Source organism: Actinoplanes cyaneus (genome assembly GCF_016862095.1).
GTDB lineage: Bacteria > Actinomycetota > Actinomycetes > Mycobacteriales > Micromonosporaceae > Actinoplanes > Actinoplanes cyaneus.
In genome coordinates this window covers 1-24,178 of the sequence record NZ_BOMH01000007.1, presented here as the reverse complement: position 1 = coordinate 24,178, position 24,178 = coordinate 1, and the positions used below count along the sequence as shown (strand labels likewise).

The 24,178-nt window shown below is 71.5% G+C and carries 24 protein-coding genes and 1 pseudogene; 12 read left to right on the top strand and 13 right to left on the bottom strand.

Annotated features, from left to right (window positions below; genetic code table 11):
• Positions 1–168: 168 nt before the first annotated feature.
• The 4 genes from fsxC to Acy02nite_RS04555 form a co-directional block, all read right to left on the bottom strand.
• Positions 169–1,353 carry an FxsC protein gene (fsxC, locus tag Acy02nite_RS04570; protein WP_203738520.1) on the bottom strand — a complete coding sequence of 395 codons (1,185 nt, stop codon included), beginning with the start codon at positions 1,351–1,353 and terminating at the stop codon, positions 169–171.
• 234 nt (positions 1,354–1,587) lie between these two features.
• On the bottom strand, positions 1,588–2,754 hold the full coding sequence (locus Acy02nite_RS04565; RefSeq protein ID WP_239174216.1) for an FxsB family cyclophane-forming radical SAM/SPASM peptide maturase: 1,167 nt from the start codon (positions 2,752–2,754) through the stop codon (positions 1,588–1,590).
• A 2-nt stretch (positions 2,755–2,756) separates the two neighbouring features.
• Positions 2,757–2,936 carry a hypothetical protein gene (locus Acy02nite_RS04560; protein ID WP_203738519.1) on the bottom strand — a complete coding sequence of 60 codons (180 nt, stop codon included), beginning with the start codon at positions 2,934–2,936 and terminating at the stop codon, positions 2,757–2,759.
• Between the two features lie 116 nt (positions 2,937–3,052).
• Positions 3,053–4,012, bottom strand: coding sequence for an AAC(3) family N-acetyltransferase (locus Acy02nite_RS04555; protein ID WP_239174213.1), 960 nt, complete (start codon positions 4,010–4,012; stop codon positions 3,053–3,055).
• Here Acy02nite_RS04555 and Acy02nite_RS04550 point away from each other — a divergent pair.
• Positions 3,993–5,261, top strand: coding sequence for an MFS transporter (locus Acy02nite_RS04550; protein ID WP_239174211.1), 1,269 nt, complete (start codon positions 3,993–3,995; stop codon positions 5,259–5,261). The two genes, Acy02nite_RS04555 and Acy02nite_RS04550, sit on opposite strands and share 20 nt — an antisense overlap.
• A 32-nt stretch (positions 5,262–5,293) precedes the next feature.
• Here Acy02nite_RS04550 and Acy02nite_RS04545 read toward each other — a convergent pair whose 3' ends face one another.
• From Acy02nite_RS04545 to Acy02nite_RS04535, 3 genes are read right to left on the bottom strand one after another with little or no spacing between them, the layout of a single operon-like run.
• Complete coding sequence (locus Acy02nite_RS04545; RefSeq protein WP_203738518.1) at positions 5,294–6,454, bottom strand: acyltransferase family protein; 1,161 nt, start codon at positions 6,452–6,454, stop codon at positions 5,294–5,296.
• Between the two features lie 51 nt (positions 6,455–6,505).
• The gene (locus tag Acy02nite_RS04540; protein ID WP_203738517.1) at positions 6,506–7,126 is read right to left on the bottom strand and encodes a hypothetical protein; all 621 of its coding nucleotides are present in this window, start codon (positions 7,124–7,126) and stop codon (positions 6,506–6,508) included.
• 19 nt (positions 7,127–7,145) lie between these two features.
• Positions 7,146–8,018 (bottom strand): GDSL-type esterase/lipase family protein, encoded by an 873-nt coding sequence (locus tag Acy02nite_RS04535; protein ID WP_203738839.1) that lies wholly within the window; start codon positions 8,016–8,018, stop codon positions 7,146–7,148.
• 139 nt (positions 8,019–8,157) lie between these two features.
• Here Acy02nite_RS04535 and Acy02nite_RS04530 point away from each other — a divergent pair, with 139 nt between their 5' ends.
• Both Acy02nite_RS04530 and Acy02nite_RS04525 read left to right on the top strand, forming a co-directional pair.
• Complete coding sequence (locus Acy02nite_RS04530) at positions 8,158–8,676, top strand: SigE family RNA polymerase sigma factor (RefSeq protein ID WP_203738516.1); 519 nt, start codon at positions 8,158–8,160, stop codon at positions 8,674–8,676.
• Positions 8,673–9,929, top strand: coding sequence for a hypothetical protein (locus Acy02nite_RS04525; protein ID WP_203738515.1), 1,257 nt, complete (start codon positions 8,673–8,675; stop codon positions 9,927–9,929). Before Acy02nite_RS04530 ends, Acy02nite_RS04525 begins: the two co-directional genes overlap by 4 nt.
• A 25-nt stretch (positions 9,930–9,954) precedes the next feature.
• On the opposite strand, the gene Acy02nite_RS04520 is transcribed toward Acy02nite_RS04525, so the two are convergent.
• A complete protein-coding gene (locus Acy02nite_RS04520; RefSeq protein ID WP_203738514.1) occupies positions 9,955–11,226 on the bottom strand; it encodes a DUF7402 domain-containing protein in 1,272 nt (423 codons plus the stop codon).
• Between the two features lie 214 nt (positions 11,227–11,440).
• Here Acy02nite_RS04520 and Acy02nite_RS04515 point away from each other — a divergent pair, with 214 nt between their 5' ends.
• The 3 genes from Acy02nite_RS04515 (at position 11,441) to Acy02nite_RS04505 (ending at position 13,993) form a co-directional block, all read left to right on the top strand.
• On the top strand, positions 11,441–11,998 hold the full coding sequence (locus Acy02nite_RS04515) for a hypothetical protein (RefSeq protein ID WP_203738513.1): 558 nt from the start codon (positions 11,441–11,443) through the stop codon (positions 11,996–11,998).
• A 57-nt stretch (positions 11,999–12,055) separates the two neighbouring features.
• Positions 12,056–12,844 (top strand): AAC(3) family N-acetyltransferase, encoded by a 789-nt coding sequence (locus Acy02nite_RS04510; RefSeq protein WP_203738512.1) that lies wholly within the window; start codon positions 12,056–12,058, stop codon positions 12,842–12,844.
• 87 nt (positions 12,845–12,931) lie between these two features.
• Positions 12,932–13,993: a DUF2293 domain-containing protein gene (locus tag Acy02nite_RS04505; RefSeq protein WP_203738511.1), complete on the top strand. Its 1,062-nt coding sequence runs from the start codon at positions 12,932–12,934 to the stop codon at positions 13,991–13,993.
• A 76-nt stretch (positions 13,994–14,069) separates the two neighbouring features.
• Here Acy02nite_RS04505 and Acy02nite_RS04500 read toward each other — a convergent pair whose 3' ends face one another.
• Positions 14,070–14,660, bottom strand: coding sequence for a TetR/AcrR family transcriptional regulator (locus tag Acy02nite_RS04500; protein WP_203738510.1), 591 nt, complete (start codon positions 14,658–14,660; stop codon positions 14,070–14,072).
• Between the two features lie 79 nt (positions 14,661–14,739).
• Here Acy02nite_RS04500 and Acy02nite_RS04495 point away from each other — a divergent pair, with 79 nt between their 5' ends.
• The 3 genes from Acy02nite_RS04495 (at position 14,740) to Acy02nite_RS04485 (ending at position 17,573) form a co-directional block, all read left to right on the top strand.
• Positions 14,740–15,780 (top strand): MBL fold metallo-hydrolase, encoded by a 1,041-nt coding sequence (locus Acy02nite_RS04495; RefSeq protein WP_239174209.1) that lies wholly within the window; start codon positions 14,740–14,742, stop codon positions 15,778–15,780.
• 87 nt (positions 15,781–15,867) lie between these two features.
• Positions 15,868–16,767: a hypothetical protein gene (locus tag Acy02nite_RS04490; protein WP_203738508.1), complete on the top strand. Its 900-nt coding sequence runs from the start codon at positions 15,868–15,870 to the stop codon at positions 16,765–16,767.
• Positions 16,768–16,808: 41 nt separating this feature from the next.
• A complete protein-coding gene (locus Acy02nite_RS04485) occupies positions 16,809–17,573 on the top strand; it encodes a plasmid pRiA4b ORF-3 family protein (RefSeq protein ID WP_203738507.1) in 765 nt (254 codons plus the stop codon).
• Here Acy02nite_RS04485 and Acy02nite_RS04480 read toward each other — a convergent pair.
• Complete coding sequence (locus Acy02nite_RS04480) at positions 17,536–18,006, bottom strand: hypothetical protein (protein WP_203738506.1); 471 nt, start codon at positions 18,004–18,006, stop codon at positions 17,536–17,538. The genes Acy02nite_RS04485 and Acy02nite_RS04480 overlap by 38 nt on opposite strands.
• 35 nt (positions 18,007–18,041) lie before the next feature.
• A complete protein-coding gene (locus Acy02nite_RS04475; protein WP_203738505.1) occupies positions 18,042–19,649 on the bottom strand; it encodes a bifunctional AfsR/SARP family transcriptional regulator/alpha/beta hydrolase in 1,608 nt (535 codons plus the stop codon).
• Between the two features lie 67 nt (positions 19,650–19,716).
• Between Acy02nite_RS04475 and Acy02nite_RS04470 the strand changes: the two genes are divergently transcribed.
• From Acy02nite_RS04470 to Acy02nite_RS04460, 3 genes are all read left to right on the top strand, one after another.
• A complete protein-coding gene (locus Acy02nite_RS04470; protein ID WP_203738504.1) occupies positions 19,717–21,105 on the top strand; it encodes an FAD-binding oxidoreductase in 1,389 nt (462 codons plus the stop codon).
• The gene (locus tag Acy02nite_RS04465; RefSeq protein WP_203738503.1) at positions 21,102–21,989 is read left to right on the top strand and encodes an SDR family oxidoreductase; all 888 of its coding nucleotides are present in this window, start codon (positions 21,102–21,104) and stop codon (positions 21,987–21,989) included. The genes Acy02nite_RS04470 and Acy02nite_RS04465 overlap by 4 nt, the downstream gene beginning before the upstream one ends.
• Positions 21,990–22,154: 165 nt before the next feature.
• Positions 22,155–23,327: an epoxide hydrolase family protein gene (locus Acy02nite_RS04460; RefSeq protein WP_203738502.1), complete on the top strand. Its 1,173-nt coding sequence runs from the start codon at positions 22,155–22,157 to the stop codon at positions 23,325–23,327.
• Between the two features lie 120 nt (positions 23,328–23,447).
• On the opposite strand, the gene Acy02nite_RS04455 is transcribed toward Acy02nite_RS04460, so the two are convergent.
• On the bottom strand, positions 23,448–23,747 hold the full coding sequence (locus Acy02nite_RS04455) for a helix-turn-helix domain-containing protein (RefSeq protein WP_203738501.1): 300 nt from the start codon (positions 23,745–23,747) through the stop codon (positions 23,448–23,450).
• 3 nt (positions 23,748–23,750) lie between these two features.
• Positions 23,751–24,008 (bottom strand): annotated as a pseudogene (locus Acy02nite_RS04450) (type II toxin-antitoxin system RelE/ParE family toxin); the annotation flags it as partial.
• Positions 24,009–24,178: the final 170 nt, after the last annotated feature.

Here is a 24,178-nt window from a genome sequence, read left to right as displayed (position 1 = left end):
CGTCTCACCTCGACTGGTCGTGTCGCCGGACGTCACGGTCCCCCGCGGGATCGCCTGTCCGCCATTGTCCAGCAGCGGTCAAGCACCTCGCATCCGAGTCCACTGTGGCCTGACGGTGCTCGGCCCGCCCTCGCCGCGATCGCGCCGGCGTGCCTGCGCGGGCCCTCGTCAAGGCCCCTCCAGCACGGGCCGGCGGGCACCGGGCCGGGCCGCGCCCGGCCGTGGGGGCGGCCAGGTCCGGCGGGACGCCCGGCGCTGCGCGGCGGCGATCGCCACCGACAGATCGGTGTCGAAGTCGTCGGGTGAGTCGACGCCGATCCGGAACAGCGCGTCATGCCACGAGGACCGGCCGGGAAAGCTCTTGAGCACCTCGCCGCGCAGCTCACCCTGCCGGGCCGAGGTCTCCCCGTCGTCCGGGCTGGCCGGCATGAGCACCGCCACGGTCTCGTCGTCACGCATCCCGATCTCCCGCAGCGCCCGCTCCAGGTCGCCCACGCGCGTGGCCCAGGCGTCGACCAGCAGCACCAGGATGTCGCGCCGGAGTCCCTGCCGCAGCCGCTCGGGCACCGATTCGATCGGCACCACCTCGGATCTCAGGCGACGGCCGGAGACGACCCCGCACGCCCGGGCGGCCAGCGATTGAGCGGCGACCGGCTGATAGGGCGCCCAGTCCTCCCGGCGCCGCCCGTAGAACCGCAGATCGTTGCGGATCGCCCCCATCTGCTCCCGGGTGCCGGCCGCCACCACGACGTAGACCTTCGACTGCTCGTCCTCACCGCGCCGGCGTCGCTGCTCGAACGGGTTCACCGCGGTGTCCAGATCGATACCGGGCGGCGCCGGGGGCAGGCGATGCGCGTGCGCGGTCTCGACCACCCGGTGCGCGAGCGAGGCGACGAAGGCGGCGTACGCCGCGCGATGCGACCGCAGCCGCATCATGACCCGCAGGTCGTCACCGTGCGGGGTCCGATGTGGCCGGACGCCGAGATCGGGCTCGTGGAAATCGCTCTCAGTGACGCCGTCGGCGGCCCAGAGCACCGGGATCAGCGCGCCGGCCGCGCCGGCCGCCCCCGCGTCGTCCTTGTGGATGCGGTCGACGAAGATCCCCCAGCGCCGGCCGCACCGATCACTGGCCAGGTATCTCGACGAGCACAGGGCCACGAAGGTCTGGCTGGTGCTCAGCGCGGCCCGGGCGTCGGCCGGCCAGTTGCCGCCCTTGCTGTCGTCGAGATATCCGACGACCTGCTGCGGCTCGGCACCGATGCGCCGGGCGATCTCCGCGGACAGGTCCTCGAACAGCCGGTGGATGAAGATGTCGTCCTCATCGGACGCGTAGCTCAGAAAGAAATACAGCATCCGGCCTCCCGACGGCCACCAACGGGCCCAGCGGTCACACGGGCCGCACGAGAACCCGCGCATGAGGCTTTTGCTACCTCTGGGCCGGCAGACGGCCACATTCAGGCGACCGCCCAATGAGGGCTTTGTGTCATTAGTACCGCACCGGGACATCGGAGGGTACCCCCTGAGAAGCGCCTCCCTGGCCTCCGTACGGCCCATGGGCAGGTGTGCAGGCGTGCACCGGTTCCGCCGTCACGCAGCCGGCGGACCCGGTGGCAGATCCGCGGCCACCCGCCGGGCCGCGTGCCGGACCAGAGCCGCGAGATCGGCGCAGTACACCGACGGATTGTCGAATCCGGTGAGCGCGCGGAATCGATGGGCGTAATGTCCTCCGCCGCACACCTCGACGAGCGGGCAGCGACGGCACTCGGCGCCGAGCCCGGCCAGGCCGGCCTGCCGGGCCCGGGCACCCGGATGCTCCAGGTACTCGTCGAACGAGTTCCACCGGACGTGCAGACCGGTGGCCGGCGCGCCCGGCGCCACGGTCTTCAGCGCGTCGCCCTGCTCCAGGGTGCCGTCCGTCTCGACGGTGACCAGATCGACCCGGCCGAGCCCGAGCCCCTCGATGCCGCCCGGCCCGCCGAGCAGGAGCGAGACCAGCGACTCGAACAGGCGCACCCGGGATTCCGGCGCCGGCGACTCGTACCACCTGTCGAAGATCGGCACGAGCCAGTCCGCGTAGGGCGTGCGACCCTGATCCGGGACCCGCGCCGGTGGCGGGTTGTCCCAGTTGCCGTGGGGCAGCAGGAAGTCGATCTCCGGTGGCTCGAACTCCAGCAGATGGTGATAGACCTCGACGGGATCGTTCGTCACGTCCACCGTGCACAGGATGCCGCCGAAGAGCGGGCGGTGCTTGGCCTCGTTGAGCCGGCGCAACGCGCGGGCGGCGCCCTCGTGCGTGCCCCGGCCGTCGGCGAACCGCCGGTGCCGGTCGTTGGCCGCCTCCGGCCCGTCGAGACTGACACCGACCCGGATCCGGTGCCTCGCGAAGAGCGCCAGGTACGTGTCGTCCAGCAGCAACCCGTTGGTCTGCACCCCGAACGCCAGCTTCGTGTGGCTGGTGACGGCGCCGCGCACGGCACGCACCACGTAGTCGATCGTGTCCGGGCCCGCCAGCAACGGCTCTCCCCCGTGCAGGACGACAGAGAGGAACGGCAGGTCACGCTTGCCGGCGTGCTCCGCTATCCGGGCCGCGGCGAGGTCGATCGTCGACCGGGACATCACCCGCGGGCGATCACGCCAGCTCTGATCGGCGTGCTGGTACACGTAGCAGTAGTCGCACGCGATGTTGCAACGGCTGTGCAGCTTCAGCAGGACCTGGCGCACCGGCGCTGGCGCGACGTCCGTGAACTCCCGCACCCCTACCGGGACGGCTCGGCGGGATGGCAGTCGCCGATGTAGTTGGCGAAGACACCCGCGTGCCGGGACTCGTCGAGCGAGTGCCGCAACGACGGCCGCCTGCGCAGCAGAACGGCACGCCGGGTCTCGCTCAGCGCCGCCGACCGCAGTGCGGTGATGGAAACGTCACTCTCACGTGCCATGCCGCCAACCTCGCATCGCCGGAAACGTGATCCTTCACGGCGGGGAGGCCACCGGTGCCGTCATCGTAAGACGTCGATTCGACTACGTACAGTGTCCATCTCCGCACCCCTCGCCTTCAGCGGTCCCGGTCGCCACCTCCGCGAGCAGCCGAGGGGAGGCTCTGCGACTGTTCCGGCGGTACGCGATGGCTGGTCAGCCAGTCGCGGGCGAAGCTGACGGCGGCCGGCAGGTCGAGCAGGTGGGTGCGGGCCGAGCCGACCGGGGCGGTCGTCACCGCGCCGGCCCGTTCCAGGCCGGCGCCGACGTCGGCGAAGTCGGAGGCGTCCAGCAGAACACCCCGGTACGGAACCCACGAGCGACCCTCCGCCGTGCTCATCACGCAGGCGTTGTCGCGCGGGGTGCGCCACGGCAACCGGTACTCGGCCAGGTGGAACGCCGTGCAGCGGTCGAACCCCACGCCCAGCAGGACGATCCGGGCACCGGCCGTCTCCAGGGCGGCCAGCGGGGACTCCTCACCCAGCTCACTGGGCAGGTCGTGCCGGCTCATCAGCGCCGCCGCCCGCGCGCCGATCGCCGCGAACGAGGTCTGCGGGTGAGGGCTTCGGGACGCGCCCGGCCAGCAGCGGACCGTCTCGGGGATCAGGCCCAGCGCCCGGCACGGGGTGACGCCCGGGTCGTACGCCGGCATGCTCTCCCTGATCACGGGCCACCAGGACGACGGGATCTCCGGGCCGGCCCAGCGTGCCGGGTCGCGGTTCTCGGTGGCGAAGGCGGGCACCACCAGGGTGCCGGCCGGGCCGAGCACGTCGAGGAACGCCCGGACCACGGCGACCGCGCCGCCGCACACCCAGCCCAGCGAGCTGAGCGAGGAGTGCAGCAGGACGGTGTCGCCCGCCGTGAGCCCGAGGACACGCAGATCCCGGGCCAGGGAATCGGTCGTACGCGGTCCGGCTCCGATGCGTCCGGCCAGGTCCATGGCCACCTCTCGTCGATGTGTGGTCCCGCCGGTGGCGTCGGCCACTTCTGGCCGCGTCCCGGTCCCGGAGGCGGGCACGGTGGAGAAGGCTGGGGGCATGTGTGCCGCCTGTGGTCAGACCACGCACGTGCCCGCCGCGCCCCGCCGGTTCGCCGCGCTGCGGAACCGCGACGCCCGGCCGTACCTGTTCGGGGCGGCACTGGCCATGATGGCCGACAACATCGAGCACGTGATCACCTATTGGGTGCTGTGGGAGAAGTTCCACTCGCCGGTGCTCTCCGGGTTCCAGGTGATCAGCCACTGGGTGCCGTTCCTGTTCCTGTCGGTCTGGTTCGGCTCGCTGGCCGACCGGTACGACTGCCGCCGGGTGATCCAGGCCGCCCAGGCCCTGTTCGCGCTGGTCTCGGTGGCCTGGGGTGTGCTGTTCCTGACCGGCACGCTGCAGATCTGGCACGCGTGCGTGCTGCTGGTGCTGCACGGCATCGCGGGCGCGCTGTGGGGTCCCGGCGAGCAGCTGATGCTGCACGACTTCGTCGGTGACGAGGAGCTGCCCAGCGCGGTCCGGCTCAATGCCACGTTCCGCAGCCTGGGCGTGTTGTTCGGGCCGGCCGTCGGGTCGGCGCTGCTGCTCGGGCTCGGGCCGACCTGGGGCATCTTCGCGAACGTCGCGTTCTACCTGCCGCTCACGCTGTTCCTGTTCGTCACGAAGTTCACCGGGCACAGCCGGGACGGCGGGGTGCCGCGGGTCCGGCAGCGGGTCGGGATCACCGACTCGATCCGGGTGCTGCGCCAGGTGCGCGCCGATCACACCCTGGTCAGCATGATCATCCTGGGCGGGCTGGGCTCGTTCTTCGTGGGCGCGTCGCTGCAGTCCGCCATGCCGCTGTTCGCGCAGGACCTGGGCAGTGGCAACGCCGGAACGGCGTACGGCATCCTGCTCTTCGCCAATGGCGCCGGAGGCGTCCTGGGCGGCCTGGTGCTGGAGGCGACCGGGTGGATCAGGCCGACGGTGCTCTCCGCGGTGATCAGCACCGGGCTGTACGGCCTGTTCACGTTCTTCTTCGCGATCACCCCGAGCTATCCGGTCGCCGTGGTGCTGCTGGTCGCGGGCGGGGTGGCGAACCTGGCGTCGATGTCGGTCGGGCAGACCGTGGTCCAGTTGATGGCGCCGCCGGCCGATCGCGGGCGGGTGATCGGGGTGTACGGGATGTCCGCGAACGGCCTGCGTTTCGGCAGCGGCATCACGGTCGGCCTGTTCGGCGCGGTCGTCGGGATCCACTGGTCGCTCGGGCTGAGCGCGGCGGCGCTGTGCGTCGGCACGCTGCTGGTTGCCCGGTACGCCCGCTGAACCGCCGTGCTGACGAGCACGCCCGAGCGCCGCTACCGTGACAGCGAGTCGCTCTCCCGACGGGCACTCTCCTGCATCGCGGTGGAGGCCTGCTCGAGCCTGTGCTTGAGCACCTTCGCGAACGGCTTCTCGATCAGGCGGTGCAGCAACCACGCCGACACCAGCAGGATCCCGATCGTCAAGACCAGCACCAGCCACGGGTCGAGCGGTCCGTTCATACCGTGGATGAGCGACCAGCCGATGCTCTGGTGCAGCAGGTAGTACGGGTAGGTCAGCGCCCCCGCGAAGGTCAGCCAGCGCCACTGGATCCGGGCCGTCCAGCCCAGCGCGATCACGGCCAGAATCACGAAGAACAGCGTCACCACGATCATGCCGATCTTCGGGTCGAGCTCGACCTTGTTGGCCTTGGCGGCGGAGGCGACCCGCTTGGTCACGTTGTGCATGGCCAGCATCCAGGAGAAGCCGATCGCACCCCAGATCTGCAGGTTCGAGCCGAATCTGTGGATCAGGAAGAACGCGATGCCGGCCACGAACAGCGGGGCGTAGAGCGGCTGGAAGATCAGGTCGAGCAGGGGCAGCTTGCCGGCCGCGGCCACCACGGCGGCGATCAGCCAGCCGTAGCAGAACAGCAGCGTGCGGTGCAGGGTCAGCCCACGCCACAGCATCGCGACACCGAACAGGACGTAGAACCGCAACTCATACCAGAGCGTCCAGTACGCGGAGTCCACACAGTCGACACCGAACGCCTTGTTCACCATCGTGAGGTTGAGGATGATCTTGTCAATCGACAGGTGGTGGGTGGCGACCGGCCACAACGCCACCACCGCGGTGGTGATCAGCACCGCCGGCCAGTAAGCCGGGAACAGCCTGACGACGCGGGACCGGAAGAACTGCCCGGGCGTACGTCCCCAGCAACTCATGCAGATCACGAAACCGCTGATCATGAAGAACAGCTCGACGCCCAGCCAGCCGAACGAGGCGTACGGGAAGAGGTGCGGGAAGACGGTTTGCGGGTCGGCCTCCCAGGCCTCGGACGCGGGGAGATCGCCCGCGAGGTGGAAGAGCGAGACCGAGAGGGCGGCCACCAGCCGGAGACCGTCCATCACCGCAATACGGCTGTTCCGGCGCTGCGGGGGATTCGGCGCCGGGGAGGGGGATCCCGGCGAGCGCCGCTGCTGCAGCGTCGTTGTCATGGCGCGGAACAATACCTACCGCGTGGTCCCTCGGCCCACCGGCGTGGAAGATCAGCTCGCCGCCAGCGGGGCGTGATAGCACTTCAGGTCCCAGGCGACAGCGTGCGACGGCGCGCCACGCCGGGCCTTGCGGTGGCCCGCCGCGAAGGTGACGGCCGACGAACCGGCCAGGTAGCACCAGACGTCCATCTCCTCCTCGTTGCCGTAGTAGAAGAACTCGTAGGCGACGACCCGGTCCCCCGCGACGAACGGCTGTTGCAACCGCTGCTGGGCCTCGGCGGGCAGGTTCCCGAGGAAGCCGCGCATGCTCTCGCTGAGCCCGAGATCCACCGGGGGCGGCCCGGAGGCGGTGAGGCCACCACCCGGGCCGGCGTCCGACGGCCGCTGACGCACGCGCGTGTCGGTGAGGGAGCGGCGCACCCAGCGATGCGCGGTCAGCCGCTCGGGGGTCCACACCACCAGGGCGTTCGCCCCCAGGACCACGGCGTACGGCAGGTCGTCCCCGCCGTAGGCGTACCACTCGACGGTCGCGCCGGCCGAGGCGGCGATGCGCCTGCGGGCCTGGTCACTCAGCCGGCCCCACCAGTGATCGCGGTCCTGGGCCGGCGCCAGGCCGAGCTCACCGGCCGCGTGCAGCGGGACGGAGGCGGATCTCCCGGGCAGGAAACTCATGGACGTCAGACTATGCGTCTCACCAGGTGAAGTCGCCCGGATAGGTGACGTCGGCGAGCTCGTTCTGACCCTTCAGGTTCGGGTGGAAGAAGTCGAACGTGTTCAGCAGGTCGATGCTGAACCGGACGTCGTGCACCCGGCCGTCGTCCCAGTGGCACCGGCTGCCGTACTCCTGGCAGGCCTCGCGCAGCTCGTCGTTGTAGGCGTCGATCCGGTCCCGCACCGCGCGGCGCCGCTGCTCGTCCGCGGCCGCGCGGGAGGCCGGGGCGGTCAGCATCGACGGGCAGACCCCGCCGGCCCGCCACACCCTCACCACCTCGGCGTCGTCCCGGCCCACCTGCCACAGCCGGTACAGATCCGGGATGCTGGCCACCAGCACGCGCGCCTTCGGCAGGCCCTTCTTCAGGCGGCGCAGCGCGGTGTCCACGCCGTCGCGGAACCCCGCGACCGAGGTCATGCCGCTGACCGACGCGGCGCAGGCGTCGTTCGCCCCGATCAGGACGGTCACGTAGGACACCTTCGCGTCGACCGCGCGGGTGGCCTGCGCGGCCAGCGCGCTCGCCTCGGCGCCTGGCTCGGCGAAGTTGTGCGCGTGCCCCTTGATCTTCGGGTTCTTCGCCCGAATCCGCTGATAGTGACTCTCGACGTCGTCGCCGGCGCCGGTCGACCAGGAGTTGCGGCTGCACGCCAGGTAGGCCAGGCAACTGCCGACCCCCGCGGTGATCGAGTCGCCGAGCGCGGCCATCGACGCCGGATAAGCACTGGTGCCGGTGGGCGGGGGTTTCGTCTTCGTCCTGGTCGGCTCCGGGTCGGCCGCGCCGGCACCACCCTCGCAGGCCAGCGCCATGACCGCGAGCAGGGCCAGGACGGCGAGGTGCCAGCGGCGCAGCATCATTCCGCCCAGCCTAGGTTCTGTTGCCGGGATTCGGTTGCCGCTGCCCGCAAGTGGGTGTGCCGAAATCGCGTACAACCTATCCGGGATCGATCGCGTCGGATAAGCGGAAGAGGCCTTCACACCGGAAGCGGAGACCATGTCGGACGGGCTGGACAGTGAGTACCTGGCGTACGTGCACGGACGTGTCCAGGAGTTACGCCGGACCGCGTACCTGCTCAGCGGCGATCGGCATCAGTCCGACGACCTGGTGCAGGAGACGCTGACCAAGTTGTACGCCCGGTGGCCGCGCATCCGCGGGGTCGACAACGTCGACGCGTACACGCACACGATGCTGGTCCGCGCGTTCCTCGACGACCGGCGGCGCGGCTGGTGGAAGGTGCGCCTGCTGAACTGGACGCCGGAGCCCGCGCCACCCGACCAGGGCGAGCCGGAGGACCGGGCCGTGGTGCGCGCGGCGCTGGCCCAGCTCCCGCCCCGGCAGCAGGCCGTGCTGGTGCTCCGCTACCTGTGCGACCGCCCGATCAAGGACGTCGCCGAGCTGATGCGCTGTTCCGAGGGCACCGTGAAGAGCCAGACCGCGCACGGTCTGCACCGGCTCCGCGAGGTGCTCGGCCCCCGTTTCCCGCAGAACGACGTCGCCCGGAGCCGAGGATGAACGACGAGACCATGATGATCGACGACGAGGGCGCCGTCCGGCTGCTCGCACCGCTGCGGGAGGAGCCGGATCCCCGTACGGCAATCGATGTCTCCCGGGCCATGGCGGAGGGACTTCGCCGCCGCCGGTTGCGCCGCTGGTCGTCGGGGGTGGCGGCGCTGGCGGTGACCACCGTGACCATCGGCGGCGGCACGCTGGCCGTCTCCGCCCTGCACGACGACCCGCCGGAGCCCGCGCCGAGCCCGACCGCGACGAGCACCGTGGCGTCCGCCCCGACCGCCGCGGCACCGGCCGGCGTCACCGCGTGCACTGTCACCCGCCTGCCCACCGGCGGGGTGAAGAAGGCCGTCGCCACCGCCGGGGACCCGAGCGGGCGCTGGGCGGCCGGGCGGCTCTACTCCACGCAGGGCCACCCGGTGAAGACGGTGATCTGGAAGGACGGCGCGATCCACCAGCAGCTCGCGATGCCCGGTGCCGACGCCGACGTGGTCGACCTGACCAGCACGGGAACCGGGATCGCGAACGGATACGACGCCGGCGACCACCAGCTGGCGTTCCGGTACGACAACGGTCGCTTCACCCGGCTGCCCGGCACCGACGTGTCCGCGCGGGCGATCAACGAGAGCGGGGTGATCGTCGGCACCCTCGGCACCGCCGAGCAGGATCCGCTGCCGATCCGCTGGACGTCGGCGAGCGCGGCCCCGGCGAAGCTTCCGCTGCCGGCCGGGGCGACCCTGGGCTCGGTGGCCGACCTCGCCGAGGACGGCACCGTCGTCGGGGCGGCCGGCCCGCGCACCAACGCGACGACCGGGTACCTGTGGTTCCCCGACGGCACCGGCCGGTACCTGCCGCTGCCGACGATGCGGGACGGGAAGCGGGCGACCTCGTTCGCGCCGGACGCGATCCGCGACGGCTGGGTGAGCGGCGACGCCGTTCTCGAGACGAAGGAGTCGACCTCCTTCACCCCGATGCGCTATCGGATCGCCACCGGCGAGTACGAGATGCTGCCCTCCGGGATCGGCGGCGCCTCGGCGGTCTCGTCCGAGGGGTGGGTCGCCGGCGAGGGCCGGTACTCCGGAGCCCTGGCCATCGGCTCGAAGCTGGTGGAGCTCCCGGCGTACGGCGCGAAGAGCACGACGCCGGGCGCCGTGACCTACGACATCCGCGCGATCAGCGCCGACGGCCGCGTCGTCATCGGTTACAAGGCCGGAGACAACCTGGGCAACGACCCCCTCAGGTGGACGTGCACCTGAGAGTGACGGGGAGGCCGGCCGGTGCTCACGGGCGCCGGGCGGCCGGCGCGGCGGTGATCGTGTGGATCTCGGCGAGCCCGGCATCGGTCGTCGTGGCGGAGACCGCGGTGATCGTGAAGCGCAGGCCGGTCACCGTCCGCGGAGCGAACGTGAGGAGCAGCGGGGCGCCGTCGTCCGGCAGCGGCCCGACCGTGATCCGGCTGCCGTCGGAGAACCGCAGGACGCCCGCCGTGATCCGGTTCGCGGGGTCCGGCCGGTCGTGCAGGACGATCCGGTCCAGCCGCTGCGGGGCCGGCCAGCGCAGGTCGAGCCAGGCCCCGGCGGTCTCGCCGGCGGTGACCCACTCGCCGATCAGGTCGGCGCCGAGCCTGCCGTCGACCGCCTTGGCCGGCACCTGCACGGTCGCGGCGTTCCCGGAGGACGCGGTGACCCGGGCCTGGGCGGCCACGTTGCGGCCCGGCCCGGTCGGTGGGCCGACAGTGACGTTGCGCCGCAGGTACGCGCCGTAGGTCCCGCGCGTGCACCAGTCCACGGTCTGGCAGACCACCGGGTCGTGCGGGGCGTACGTGAGGAAGTAGCCGAGCTTCGTCTCGTACTGCGCCGCGGTGAGGTTCGCCGGCTGCCGGTCGACCGGATAGCCGAGGTGCCCGATCGTCCGGTGCGGGGTCCGATAGCGCCGCTGGGCGTCCCAGAGGAAGTAGGCGGCGGTGTGGTGGTCGTCGTGGTCGCCGTCGCCGTACGCGCCCCGGAAGTCGAGCGTCCGGATCACCCGCGGCTGCTGGATCGTCAGCAGGGAGCCGAGCACGCCGAGCAGGCCCGCCCGGGTGTAGGCCGGCCCGTCGTCGAGCGGCCGCACCTGGGTCGACGGGTCGAGCCAGAGCAGTTGCAGGGTACGGTCCGGCCAGCCGCCGACCCGGTCGGGCAGCCGCAGGAAGAGCAGGGTGATCGGGGCGCCGTCGAGGGTGGCGCGGTGCACGGTGTGACCGTCGGCGGTCAGCGTGTCCTCGGTCCAGCGCGACGGTCGCGCGGCCATCCGGGCGTACGCCGCCATCTCGCCCTCCTCACGCCCTCGCCAGTACGCCGGGCCGCGGGCGGCGTCGCCGGACGTCACGTACAGCGTCGTGACGCAGCGACCGGCGCTGATGTCGTCGCTGATCTCCGGGTTCACGAAGAGCAGGTCGTCGTCCTCGTGCGCCACGACGGTCATGGTGCTGACGCACGCCACGGGGGTGGTCATGGCGGGGTCCGGCACGGTGGCGGGTGTCAGGGCGAGCACGGTGGCGGCGATTCTGGTCAAATTCGGACGAAACAGGCGCACTTCGGTCGAAACGGTCGAGGACCGGCTCCGGTGATGACCTCTGTACGACAGAAAGAGAATTCATTGGGTGCATGAAGTTACGTTCTCTTTGCAAGGACTTGCATAGCGCCGTCAGCGCCCTAGGCTGAGCGTGCCCTGTCCAAAGAGGATGGTTCCGGCTTGCCGGACATCACCAGGTACCTCCAGGAGAGCTATGCGTTCGCTCAGCAAGGTGCTGATCGCCCTGATCGCCGGATTCGCCGGAGTTCTCGCGGCGGTCAGCCCGGCCACCGCGGCGTCCCCGGCGCCCCAGCAGCTCGGCGGGCTCGACATCGGCGCCTACTGCCGCTCGATCGGCTACACCGACGCCGCGCTGACCGGTTCGACCGCGTACGACTGGCACTGCGTCGCCGGTGACGGCAGCCGGCACGACCTGACCTTCGAGGCCGCCTGCCGGTGGACCTACGGCACCGACGCCGCGGTCGACCGGATCGGCAGCTTCACCGACCCGGCGTCGGTCCGCTGCTGGCGGGTCACGTCCACGGTCATCACCCCGGCGATCGACGACTACTGCACCTCGACCGGCCACAGCGCCGCCGCGCTGCTCGGCACCACGGTCTACGACTGGCACTGCGTCAACTACAGCCGGGTCGACCCGGTCTACTTCGACGTCAGCCTGCCGGCGGTCTGCCGCTACACGGTCGGCGGCTCCGCCACGATCGACCGGTTCGCCGACTTCCACGACGCGAGCACCTGGCAGTGCCGGATCTGAGCTGACAACCTCGCGGGCGGGTGGTCCTGCCCGCCCGTGAGGGCGTCACACTATGGCATGCCGCCGGCTCCGTTCCAGACCCGACAATCGATCGCCGCCGCCCTGCGTGCGCTGGGCGTGCCCCGCGGCGGCGTGCTGCTCGTGCACAGCTCGCTGAGCGCGTTCGGCTGGGTCAGCGGTGGCAGCGTGGCCGTCGTGCAGGCGCTGCTCGACGTCCTCGGACCGGACGGCACCCTCGTCGTGCCGAGCTTCACCACGCCGAACCGGGAGCCGTCCCGCTGGGACCCGCCGCCGCCGGAGTCCTGGTGGCAGGAGATCCGTGACTCGCTGCCCGGCTTCGACCCGGCGATCACTCCCAGCAGCGGCGTCGGCGTGATCACCGAGCAGGTCCGCACCTGGCCCGGCGCGATCCGCAGCGCGCACCCGCAGACCTCGTTCGCGGCGCTCGGCCCGCGCGCCGCCGAGCTGATGGCCGATCATCGGCCCGACTGCCACTACGGCGAGGACTCGCCACTGGCCAAACTGGAACGTGCCGGCGCGCGGACGCTGCTGCTCGGCGTCGGGTTCGCCCGGGCCACCGCGTTCCACCTCGCCGAGTACCGGATCCCCGGGGCGGCCCCGCGGACGTACGGCTGCGCGGTCCTCGACCCGGACGGCGGGCGGCGCTGGATCGAATACCAGGACGTGTCCCTCGACGACGGTGACTTCGCCCGGCTCGGCGCCGACTTCGAGCGGGCCGCCGGACACGTGATCAGCAAAGGCTTCGCGGGCCTGGCCCCGTGCCGGCTCTTCCCGATCACGGACGCCGCCGCCTACGCCGAGAAGTGGCTGGCCGAGCACCGCTGACCGGTCGCCCTTCACCCCCTTCGCCGTACGCCGTCAAGCGCGCCACACCAGTGGAAACCACCCGCCGGGCCCGGTAGCGTGCCGTTCATGCAGCCCGTCTCGAAACTGGAGAAGCGGGTGGTGACCGCTGCCGACCAGGCGCTGACGCGTCAGGGGCACGTGAGCCCGCTCGACGTCCTGTCCGGCATCGGCTGGGTGCCGCCCGGCCTCGTGACCGACTGGCGGCAGGGCCGGGTGCCGCACCTGGAAGCGGTCGCGGCCGTCTCCGCCGACCGGCTGGCCGACGCGCTGGAGGTGTTCCGCCGCTGGGCGCAGAGCCGTGACCTGCGCGCCGGCGAGATCGACTACGTGAGCGCCACCCGTGACCGGCGGCCGTTGCGCTTCACCGCGGCCGGGGACCCCGAGCTGGAGCTGGCCTACCGCACCCACTGGATGCCGGCCGACCTGCCCGAGCACCGGCGCGAGAAGATCACCACCCGGCAGAGCAAACCGCCGGACCTGGTGGTCGTCATGCCGCTGCGCGAGTTCACCTGCGCCGCCTGCGGGCAGGAACGCGACGACATGCTGACGATGGACACCGCCGGGCCGCTCTGCCTCGGCTGCGCCGACCTCGACCACCTGGTGTTCCTGCCGGCCGGCAACGTGGCCATGACCCGCCGCGCGAAACAGGCCAGCCGGCTCTCCGCCGTCGTGGTCCGGTTCAGCCGCTCCCGCAGACGCCACGAACGCCAAGGGCTGCTGGTCGAACAGGCCGCCGTCGAGCAGGCCGAGGAGCAGTGCCTCTCCGACGAGGAGGTCCGCGCCCGCCGCCGCGAACGCGACCAGGAACGGCGCGCGGCCTGGGACGAGACGTTCACGGCGGAACTGGCCGAGGAGATCGTCCGGCTGTTCCCGGCCTGCCCGCCGGACCGCGCCGCGGCGATCAGCCGACACGCGGCCGTCCGTGGCAGCGGGCGCGTCGGGCGCAGCGCCGCGGGCCGCTCCCTCGACCCGGACGCGGTCACGCGGGCCGTCATCGCCTCGATCCGGCACGAGGACACCCCTTACGACGAGCTCCTGATGACCGGCGTCCCCCGCGACGAGGCCCGCACCCGGATCCGCCCCCAGATCGACACCCTCCTCACCCACTGGCGCCACCAGGCCGGATAGGCACCGCGAGGAGCTTTCGACCGCGGCGGGGCGGGATCGCGTACGGCGAATGCGGTTCTGATCGTGAAGGACGGTGTCAGGGGGCGTAACCGCGCAGGGTGAAGGCGATCGTCTCGTCCAGGCCCTGGTCGATCTCGTCGTCGGAGAAGCCGCCGCTGAGCGCCAGGTCGGTGATGCCCTGCAGGATCGCGGCGAGCGGGACGGCGAGCAGGATCACCGGCCCCTCGCGGACCTCGCCGCGGCGCTGTCCGTCTTCGATCAGGCCGGTGGCCAGCGCCATCAGGCGTTGCATCGCCTCGATCAGCTCGGCGGGGGCGTCGGGCTCGTGCTTGCGGGAGAACATCAGCTCGAGCAGGGCCGCGTTGCCCGTCGCGAACGTCACATAAGTCCTGGTGAGGGCGCTGAGCCGCGGCCCGAACGCGTCCCCGGCACGGTCCAGCGCCCCGGCCATCACGGCGCCGAGACGGTCGAAACCGGTCACCGCGAGCGCGTCCAGCAGCGCCTGCTTGGTCTTGAAGTGACGGCTCGGCGCCGCCGGGCTGACCCCCGCCTCGCGGGCCAGCTCGCGCAGCGACAGCTCGCCGGGCCCGCGCTCGCGCAGGGTCTCCTCGGCCAGGGTCAGCAGGGCGGCACGCAGGTCCCCGTGGTGGTAGGGGCGGGTCTTCATGAGCCCAGCCTACCGTGATGTAAGCGACGAACACATTGTGATCGTTGCCTACATTGTTATCACCGCTTACATTGAGCGCATGCCCTCCACCATCGCAGCCCAGATCGGCGGCAAATCGACCGGCGCCCGCCTCGCCCGCGTCGAAGCCTCACCCCAGTTCTCCGGCGGCAGGTTCCGCAACAACGTGCCCACCCAGTCCTCGGTGTCGCTGACCGCCCTCCCGCGGATCGCGGTCGCCGCGTTCACCGGGACGTCCGCGCGCCGCCCGCACCAGGCGATTCCCCTGGTCAGCCCGGCCTTCCAGGAAGCGGGCAGCCTGCACCTCACGTGGCTCGGCCACTCCACGGCGCTGATCGAGATCGACGGGCGCCGCGTCCTGCTCGACCCGGTCTGGAGCGAACGCTGCTCCCCCACCCAGCTCGTCGGCCCGCGCCGCCTGCACGAGCCTCCGCTGCCGCTGCACGAGCTGCCCCCGATCGACGCCGTGGTGATCTCCCACGACCACTACGACCACCTCGACATGACGACCGTCCAGCATCTGGCCGCGCACCACCGGGCGACGTTCGTGGTGCCGCTCGGCGTCGGCGCGCACCTGGAACGCTGGGGCGTCCCCCTGACCCGCATCGCCGAGCTCGACTGGAACGAATCGCACCTGGTCGGCGACCTGGAACTGATCGCGACGCCGGCGCGGCACTTCTCCGGCCGCGGCCTCAGCCGCGACGAGACGCTGTGGGCCAGCTGGGTGATCAAAGGGCCGGCCCGCCGGGTGTTCTACTCCGGCGACACCGGCTACTTCCCCGGCTTCGCCGCGATCGGCGCCGAGCACGGCCCGTTCGACGCGACGCTGGTGCAGGTCGGGGCGTATGGGAGCGACTGGCCGGACATCCACATGGTGCCCGAGGACGGCATCGCGACCCATCTCGACGTACGCGGTGGGCTGCTGATCCCGGTGCACTGGGCGACCTTCGACCTGGCGACGCACCGGTGGGCCGAGCCCGCCGAACGCACCTGGGCCGAGGCGAAGGCCCGCGGCGTCCAGCTGGCGATCCCCCGGCCGGGCGAGCGCGTCGACGTGGACGCCCCGCCGGAGATCGACCCGTGGTGGCAGCAGGTCGCCTGACCGAACGGCGTGGCGGCGTCAGCCGGCGGATACCTCTTCCAGGGGCGGCTCCCCACCACTTCCCGCGAGCACGGATAGGGTCGCCGCATGGATTCGCGCCCCCTCGCCGAGGATGCCGGCACCGCCGACACGGCACGCCTGGCCCGTGATTGTGTCTTCGCCGATCAGGCGCGCCGGCTCGCGCTCTGGGTCGGCATCACCGGCCGCCCCGTGACCGCCGGTCAGGTGCTGCGCCGCTCCGACGTCACGGCCGCGGGCACCCTGCTGGGTGTGCCGGTGCCGGCCAAGGTGCGGACCGCGGCGGACGTGCTGGTCCTGCGCCGGCCGTGGAGCTTCGCCCTCGGCTCCGGCATGTTGACGATCGACGGCACGACCGCCACGGCCGAGCCCTTGGCGGAGCAGTGGTCATCGCTGGGCGACGCCGAGGTCCTTGACGCGTGGCGGGCCGGTTTCCGGGCGGTGTGCACGGCAGACTCCGATCCACAGCACCAGCGGGCCGTGTCCGTCTTCATGACCGCGTTCCTGAAGGCTCTGGTCACCCGGGACGACTCCGAACAGGACTACTTCTGGCATCGGGTGATCGCCGCCGTCGAGGAGTCGCAGGAGGACGTGGACTGGGCCGACCGGGTGCCGCTTCACACGCTCACCGAGTATCAGGATCGGGATTCCCCGGACCGGTTCGCACGTTTCGTCGAGCTGGCGCGGCACCTCGGTGTCGTGACCGGCGAGGACAGCGCGACGGCCACTGTCACTTCCCTGGGTCACTGGTGGCTGGCCGCGTCCCGGGCCGGCCAGCCACGCATGATCAGCGCCGACATGCCCGCCGGCACGGTGGCCGAGATGCTGGCGGATTGCGTACGCCAGGGCAAGGATCCGTGGACGGCGGCGCAGCGATGGTTGCAGCCACGACCACCGGCCGACGCGGCACGCGAACTGCTGCCGCCGCAGACCTCTCGGCGGCGGCCCGGGTCGCCGCCGGCGACATAGCCGACGACCTGGGTGAGCGGGCAATCGCGGCGTGGCAGGCGGTGGCAGATGTTCCGAACCTGCGCGTGCCTGCCCAGGTGACCCTGTCCTACCACCGGGGCAAGCCCTTCGTGTTCTCCCCCGCGGACGCCCGCTGGCTGGCTGTCGAATTCGCCGCCGCCGCGCTGGACGGGCCCGGCCCGGACGAGGCGCTGGCGCTGCTCACCGACCGTTTCCCCGACGAAACCGTGGAGGCCTGCCTGGCCGCGGTGGCCGGCTCCGATCATCCGGACGCCGACCGGGTTGCCTCGGCGGTGCGGGCGTTCGTGGACTCCGGCGCGGTCGCCTCGATCAACCAGGTGTACCAGCTCAAGGTCGCGCTGACGCGCTGGCGCCCACCGATCTGGCGCCGGGTGCGGGTGCCCGCGACCATGACCCTCGGCGACCTGCACTCGGTGATCCAGATCCTGTTCGGCTGGGACGGCGACCACCTGCACCAGTTCCGGGCCGGCACCAGGCATTACAGCGACCTGAACTTCAACCTGGAAGACGTGAACCTGGACGAATTCACCACGCGCCTGCGCTCGGTCCTCGCCGGAACGACAAAGAAGATCCAGTACGAGTACGACCTCGGCGCGAGCTGGTGGCACGAGATCACGCTCGAGCAGGTCCTGGAGCGCAAGCCCGACACCACCTACCCGGTGTGCACCGCTTTCGCCGGCGACTCCCCGGTCGAGTACTCGTACGAGGAGGACCCGCGGGAACCCGAGACCTTCGACCTCGCCGAGGTCAACCGTCGCCTTGCCGGAACCCGGGAAGATCTGTGAGTGCCCGGGAAAGGTACGCCCGGAGCGCGGTCAGCTGATCGACGGTGACGAAGGAGGGGTTGCCCGCCTGCGGCTGCCGCAACACCTCGAGAGTGGTGAGGCCGCCATCGGCCAGCAGGCTGTCCCGGTGCACGCGCTGATCCTCGTCGAGCCAGCGCAACTCCAGCGGCACGCGCAACTTGCCGTCCGTCACCGCGGGCGGGCCGGTCAGCTCACCGACCGCCCAGATGCCCGGGGACACCCGGCGGCGGTCGCCGCTCACCCAGAAGATCACCGGCTGCCCGGCCGCCATGAGCCGCGTGCGGTAGCCGGGCTGCACACACCACCGCCGGACCGGCTCCCGGCGCGCCGCCACCTCGGCGATGTCGGAGGTCACGCCGTTGGCCTTGAGCAGCCAGGCCCCCAGATTCTCGACGGTCACGGCCCGCGTCATCCCGCCACGGTACGCCCGGCTCTGCCGGCATCCGATCAGCCGGCCCGGGCGTCGAGGAAGTCGACGGTGTGCCGCAACAACTCTCCCGAGTCGGTGAACCACAGTGCATCGGTGCCGGCCACCAGCCGCAGACGGGCGGCCGGCAGGTGGGTGGCCAGGTAGGACGCGTGCCCGACGTCGACGTTGAGGCAGTTGCGGCGGTGCAACACCAGCGTGGGCGCGGTGACCTCGGGCAGGCGATGACGTACGTCGGTGGTGGTGGCGACCGTACGGACCGCTGTGGCGACCGCGGGGCCGGCCGCGCGGCGGCCGAGGCGATTCCACCACTGCCGGAACTCGTCGTCCGCGGCGGTGCTCGGAGCCGCCTGGGCGACGGAGTCCACGCCGTGCGCCGGGTCGGCGGGCGAGACCGTGTCGCGGATCAGAGTCTCGGTCGTGCCGCGGTCCATCCCGTAGGGATAGTCGTCGCCGCGGGTGTACCGGGGATAGCACTGCGCCAGGACCAGCGAGCGCACCCGGTCGGGGTGACGGGCGGCGAACTCCAGCGCGACGAGCCCGGTGTCGAAGTTGGCGAACAGGTCGGTCCGGTCGATCCCGAGGTCGTCGAGGACCCGACGCACGTCGGCGACCCACTGGTCCGGGGGCGCCTCGCGTGGGTCGAGCGGGTCGGAGAGCCCGATCCCGCGCCGGTCGAGACAGACCACCGCGGCGTGATCGGCGAGAACGGCCAGCGCCGCCCGGGCGTGCGCGCCGTCGAGCAGGCCGTCGATGGTGAGCAGCGCCGGATTGAGCACGACGAGATCGCGGCCATCGCCGGAGAGCCGGGCGTACGCGGTCGAGCCGCCGACGCCGGTCGCATAGCGCACCGGCACCGCGACGGTCGCGGCCGGTGCCGGCCGCGCGACCGGCGCAAGCGGTGAGCGCAGCACTTCGGCCTGCACCTCGCGCAGCGCGGCTGACGGGTCGAGGCCGACCTCGACGAGCGCGGCACGGGCCTCGGCCACGGCACGCAGAGCCTCGTTCTGCCGACCGGCCCGGTGCAGGGCCCGCACGAAATGCACCCACAGCGGCTCGTCGAGCGGATCGGCGATCGTCAGCTGCTCCAGCTCGCCCAGGGCCGACCCGGGGTCGGCGCCCGCCGCGAGGCTGCCGAGATGCTCCTGCACGAGAAGCCGCCGCTCCTGGTCCCAGCCGCGCCGCAGCGCCGCGGCGGCGGCAGTGTGCGGCAACTCAGGGCCGGCGCCCCACAACGCGCGGGCCTCGGCCAGCACCGCGGCGGCACTGTCGGGACGGCCGTCGGCGAGCAGGCGGCGGGCCCGGGCCCGGGCGGCGGCGACCAGGCCGACGTCGGTGCGCCCGGACGGGACGGCGAGACGGTACGCGTCACGTCCGGCCCGCTCGACGTCGGCGCCGGGGCCGGCCGCTCGCAGCGCGGCGCGAATGCGGGACAGATGGGCGCGCAGCGTCTTGACGGCGGAGGGCGGCGGATCCTCCCAGAGCAGCCGGGCGAGCTCGTCGAGGGTCACCGCGGCCGGAGCGTGCAGGGTGAGGATGGTCAGCAGCTCGCGCGCCTTGCGTTCCAGCCCGGGTGCCGGGCTGCCCGCGGCGTGGACGCCGGCCGTTCCGAGCACGCGCACGATCACACCGTCAGCCTAGGACCACATCCGGAGCACATCCGTTTCCCGCCGGGTGCCGCATAACTTCCGGCACATGACGAGATACCACGTCCCACTCCAGGACATCGGGCTCGGACGCCGGTTCGGCGGGGCCGTGTTCCGGCCCGGCGAGGTGGGTTACGACGAGCACCGGCTCGGCTGGAACCGGACCATCGACTCACGACCGGCGCTCATCGCCACGGCCACGACGGCCACCGACGTACGAACGGCGATCCTCGCCGCACGTGAGCATGCTCTACCATTCGCGGTGCAGGCGACCGGTCACGGCACGGTCGTCGCCGCGGACGGCGCCCTGCTGCTCAGGACGACCGCGCTGAACAGCGTCGACATCGATCCGCACCGCCGGGTCGCGCGCGTCGGCCCGGGTGCGGTGTGGGCGGACGTGAACCGTGCCGCCGCCCGGTACGGCCTCGCCGGGCTCGCGGGCAGGTGCTCGACGGTCGGGGTGACCGGGTACACGCTCGGCGGTGGGCAGTCATGGTTGTCGCGGACCTTCGGGTTCGCCGCCGACAGCGTGGTCAGCGCCGACGTCGTCACCGCGGACGGGACCGCGGTGACCGCGACCGCACGACGGCATCCCGACCTCTTCTGGGCGCTGCGCGGCGGCGGCGGGAACTTCGGCGTCGTCACCTCACTGGAGTTCCGCCTCCATCCGGTGGCCCAGGTGTACTCCGGCATGTCCCTGTACCCGCTGGAGCACGCGTTCGGCGTCCTCGCCGCGTACCGGCAGTGGGCCCTCGACGAGCCCGACGCCATGAACACGGCGGTGCTGCTGCTCCGCCTCCCCCCGTCGCCGCTGATCCCGGAGCCGCTCCGAGGCAAGCGGGTGCTGGCCATCCGGGCGTTCCACCACGGCGACGACGGGCCCCGGGTCCTCGCCCCGCTGCTCGAGGCCGCGGGCCCGCCACTGCTCGACGCGTTCGGGACGCGCACGTTCCCGGTCGCCAGTGACGCCACCAACGGCCCCGACGCGCCGCCGATGGCCAACCGTCAGGAGATCGAGCTGTTCCGGGACCTGCCCGACGAGGTGCTGCACGCGATCGTCGAGGCCGGCGCCGCCGATTCCCCGCTCGCCTTCGTCGAGGTGCGGCACTGGGGCGGCGCGATGGCGAACCCCGGCGCGGACGCCGGCCCGGCCGGGCACCGTGACGTGCCGTTCTCGGTCATGGCCGTCGCCCCGTACCCCGCCGCCGGCCGCACCCCGGCCGACACAGCCCTCGACCACCTGGCGGGCCGGTTACGCCCGTACGCGACCGGCGGCTCTTTCCTCACCCTGCTCACCGACAGCACGAAGACCCGCACCGCGTTCACCCCCGCCAACTACGCCCGGCTCACTGCCGTCAAGCGCGACTGGGACCCGGCCAACATCTTCCGCCTCGGCCACAACATCCCGCCGGCCACCGACCGAAAGGCAGCCTCATGACCCGCATCCTCGTCACCGGCGCGACGGGTGCCGTCGGCGCCCACGTCGTCCGCGCGCTCCAGGACCACTCGGCGGACATCACTGTTCTCGTCCGCGACCCCGCAACGGCCAAGACCCGGCTCGGCGACGTCAGGCTCGCCCCGGGTGACTTCGACGACCCGGGGTCGCTGCGACGCGCCCTGAGCGGAGTCGAGCGCGTGTACCTCAGCGCAGCCGACGGCCCCCGCAAGGTCGCCCACGAAACTGCCGTGATCGACGCCGCAGCCGAGGCCGGCGTCCAGCGGATCGTGAAACTCTCGGCCATGCACGCCGACCCCGCGTCGACGTTGCCGGCCTACCGCTGGCACGGCGAGATCGAGGAGCACCTCCGGCGTTCACCGGTGCCCGCGGTGATCCTCCGGCCGGCCTTCTTCATGACGAACCTGCTCATGGTCGCCGCCGGTGTCGCGTCGACGGGCCTGCTGCACGCGCCCACCGACGGACGACCGGTCGCCATGATCGACATTCGCGACATCGCCGAGACAGCCGCCGTCACGCTCCTCGCCGACGGCCACACCGGACGGACGTACGACCTCACCGGCCCCTCGGCGATCACCTTCGCGGACGTGGCGGCGGCGCTCACGGACGCCACCGGGAGCCCCGTCCGTTCCGTCGACCTGACCGGGGAGCAGGCGCGGCCCCGGTTCGAAGGCAACGGCCTGCCCGACTGGCTCGCCGCTCACCTGGCCGGCGTCTTCGGCGTGATCCGTGCCGGCGGCTTCGCCACGACGACCGGTCACGTCGAGGCGATCACCGGCCACCCCGCGCGCGGCATCGCCGCCTTCACCCGCGACTTCGCGGCAGCGTTCACCCCGCCGGCAGTGCCGGCCGGCCAGCACGGATGACAGGCCCGGGCCCACCGTATCAGGGCGGTGGCCTGGTTACGGCTGCGCGGCAACTCTCCGAGTTGCCCGGACGACAGATAAGTGGAAGACTTCTTCCAAGTTGAAGATGTATTCCACTTACGGCCTGCAATGACGGCCCGCCCACCGAAAACCGAGGAGCACCTGTTGAAGACCGTCGTCACTGACCTCGTGGAGCCGTACCCGATCGCGGTTCCCGACGAAGAACTGCAAGACCTGCTGAGCCGCCTCGCCGCCACCCGGTGGCCGGACCGCGAAACCGTCCTCGACGCCGGCCAGGGCCCCCAACTGGAGCGCATCCGCGCCCTCTGTGACCACTGGGCCACCGGCTACGACTGGCGGCGCACCGAGCGGGACATCAACAGCTTCGGCTCGTCCCGCACCGTGCTCGACGGGATCCCCATCCATTTCCTGCACATACGCTCGGCCGAACCCGGCGCGGCACCGCTCCTGCTGTGCCATGGCTGGCCTGGGTCGATCCTGGAGTTCCGGCATCTGATCGGCCCGCTGACCGATCCGGTCGCCCACGGCGGCAACGCCGAGGACGCCTTCCACCTCGTCATCCCCTCGATGCCGGGGTTCGGGTTCTCCGGCAAGCCCACCACGACAGGCTGGAACATCTCCCGGGTCGGCAACGCCTGGATCACCCTCATGCAGCGCCTGGGCTACGACAACTGGTTCGCCCAGGGCGGCGACTGGGGAGCAGCCGTCGTCGAGCAGATCACCCGCACCGCGCCCGAGCGGTGCCGGGGCGTGCACTTCAACTTCCCCATGGTGTTCCCCACCCCGCAGGAGATGAGCGAGGCCACCACTGAGGAACAGCACATGATGGCGCGCGCCCAGCGCTACCAGAGCGAACTGGACGGATACGCCCGGGAGCAGGCAACCCGGCCCCAGACGATCGGCTACTCCCTCGCGGACTCACCAGCCGGACTTGCCGCCTGGATCTACACCCTCTTCCAAGACGTCACCGACAACGACGGCAACCCGGAGAAGGTCATCGACCGCGACGAGATCCTCGACGACATCATGCTCTACTGGCTGCCGAACGCCGCCGCGTCCTCCGCCCGGCTGTACTGGGAGGAGAGGCAGAACAACGCCATGAACGCCGGATCCGGCGAGCCCAACCCCGTACCCGCGGGCTTCAGCATCTTCCCCGGCGAGGCCGTCCAGGCATCCCGGCGCTGGATCGAACGACGCTACGAAACAGTGCTTCACTACGCCCAGCTCGAACACGGCGGACATTTCGCCGCCCTCGAGCAGCCCGGCGTCCTCACCGAGCAGATCCGGACAACCTTCCGGCCCGTACGAGTCTCCTGACCGTCCCGAGGAACAGCATGCGAGCCGCCGCCCCGCTTCCGGCGTGGTGGTTCGTATGCAGACGACATGCCGTTAGCCGGTCCGAACCGATCCTGTTCCTCGGCGTCGTTCGACCACCGCTCAGGCAGCTTCACCGCGCGGCTCGAAACCCACCTTGAGGCTCACGTCGAGCGCCGTCGCCAACCGCTCCAGCACCGGCAAGGTCGGCACGGTCCCGCCCGCCTCGAACCGAGCGACCGCCGACTGAGTCATTCCCGCTTCCTTGGCAAGTTGCGCCTGGCTCCAGCCTCGTCGTTCACGAAGCTCGCGAACAGAACGACCCAGCTCGAACGCCAAACGCGCCGCATCGTAAGCCTCGGCAGCGCCCGGTTCAGCCAACCGCCGCTCCCGCATAGCGGCCCAACCGCCACTCTCGCTCATGGCCTAGCCCTCCTCGCCCACAACCTGGTGCGCCTCGTCGATGCACCGCGCCAATGCCCGGCGCGCTCGGTCGATCTGTCGCTCGTCGCGCATACGCGTCTTGCAGAAGACCGTCAGCAAGATGATCCTCCTGTCTGATGCGATCCAGTACGTGATCCGGACCGCTTGCCTACCAAGGTGGAATCGCAGTTCACGCAGCTTCCGATCAAGCTGCTTGGTGTACGGCTCACCCAGCAGCGGCCCTTGCTCAGCGAGTAGATCGACGGAGAACGCCGCGTGGGCGAACTAAGCGGTAGGCAGACTTTCCAGCCACTTCTCCACCTCCGGTTCGAGCTCAACAGCACCCCATGCCATAGCAACGATGCTATACCCATGAGTACAGAGGCCTCGACGGACTAGATGTCCCCGTGGCTTGCGGTCGAGTCCGCCTT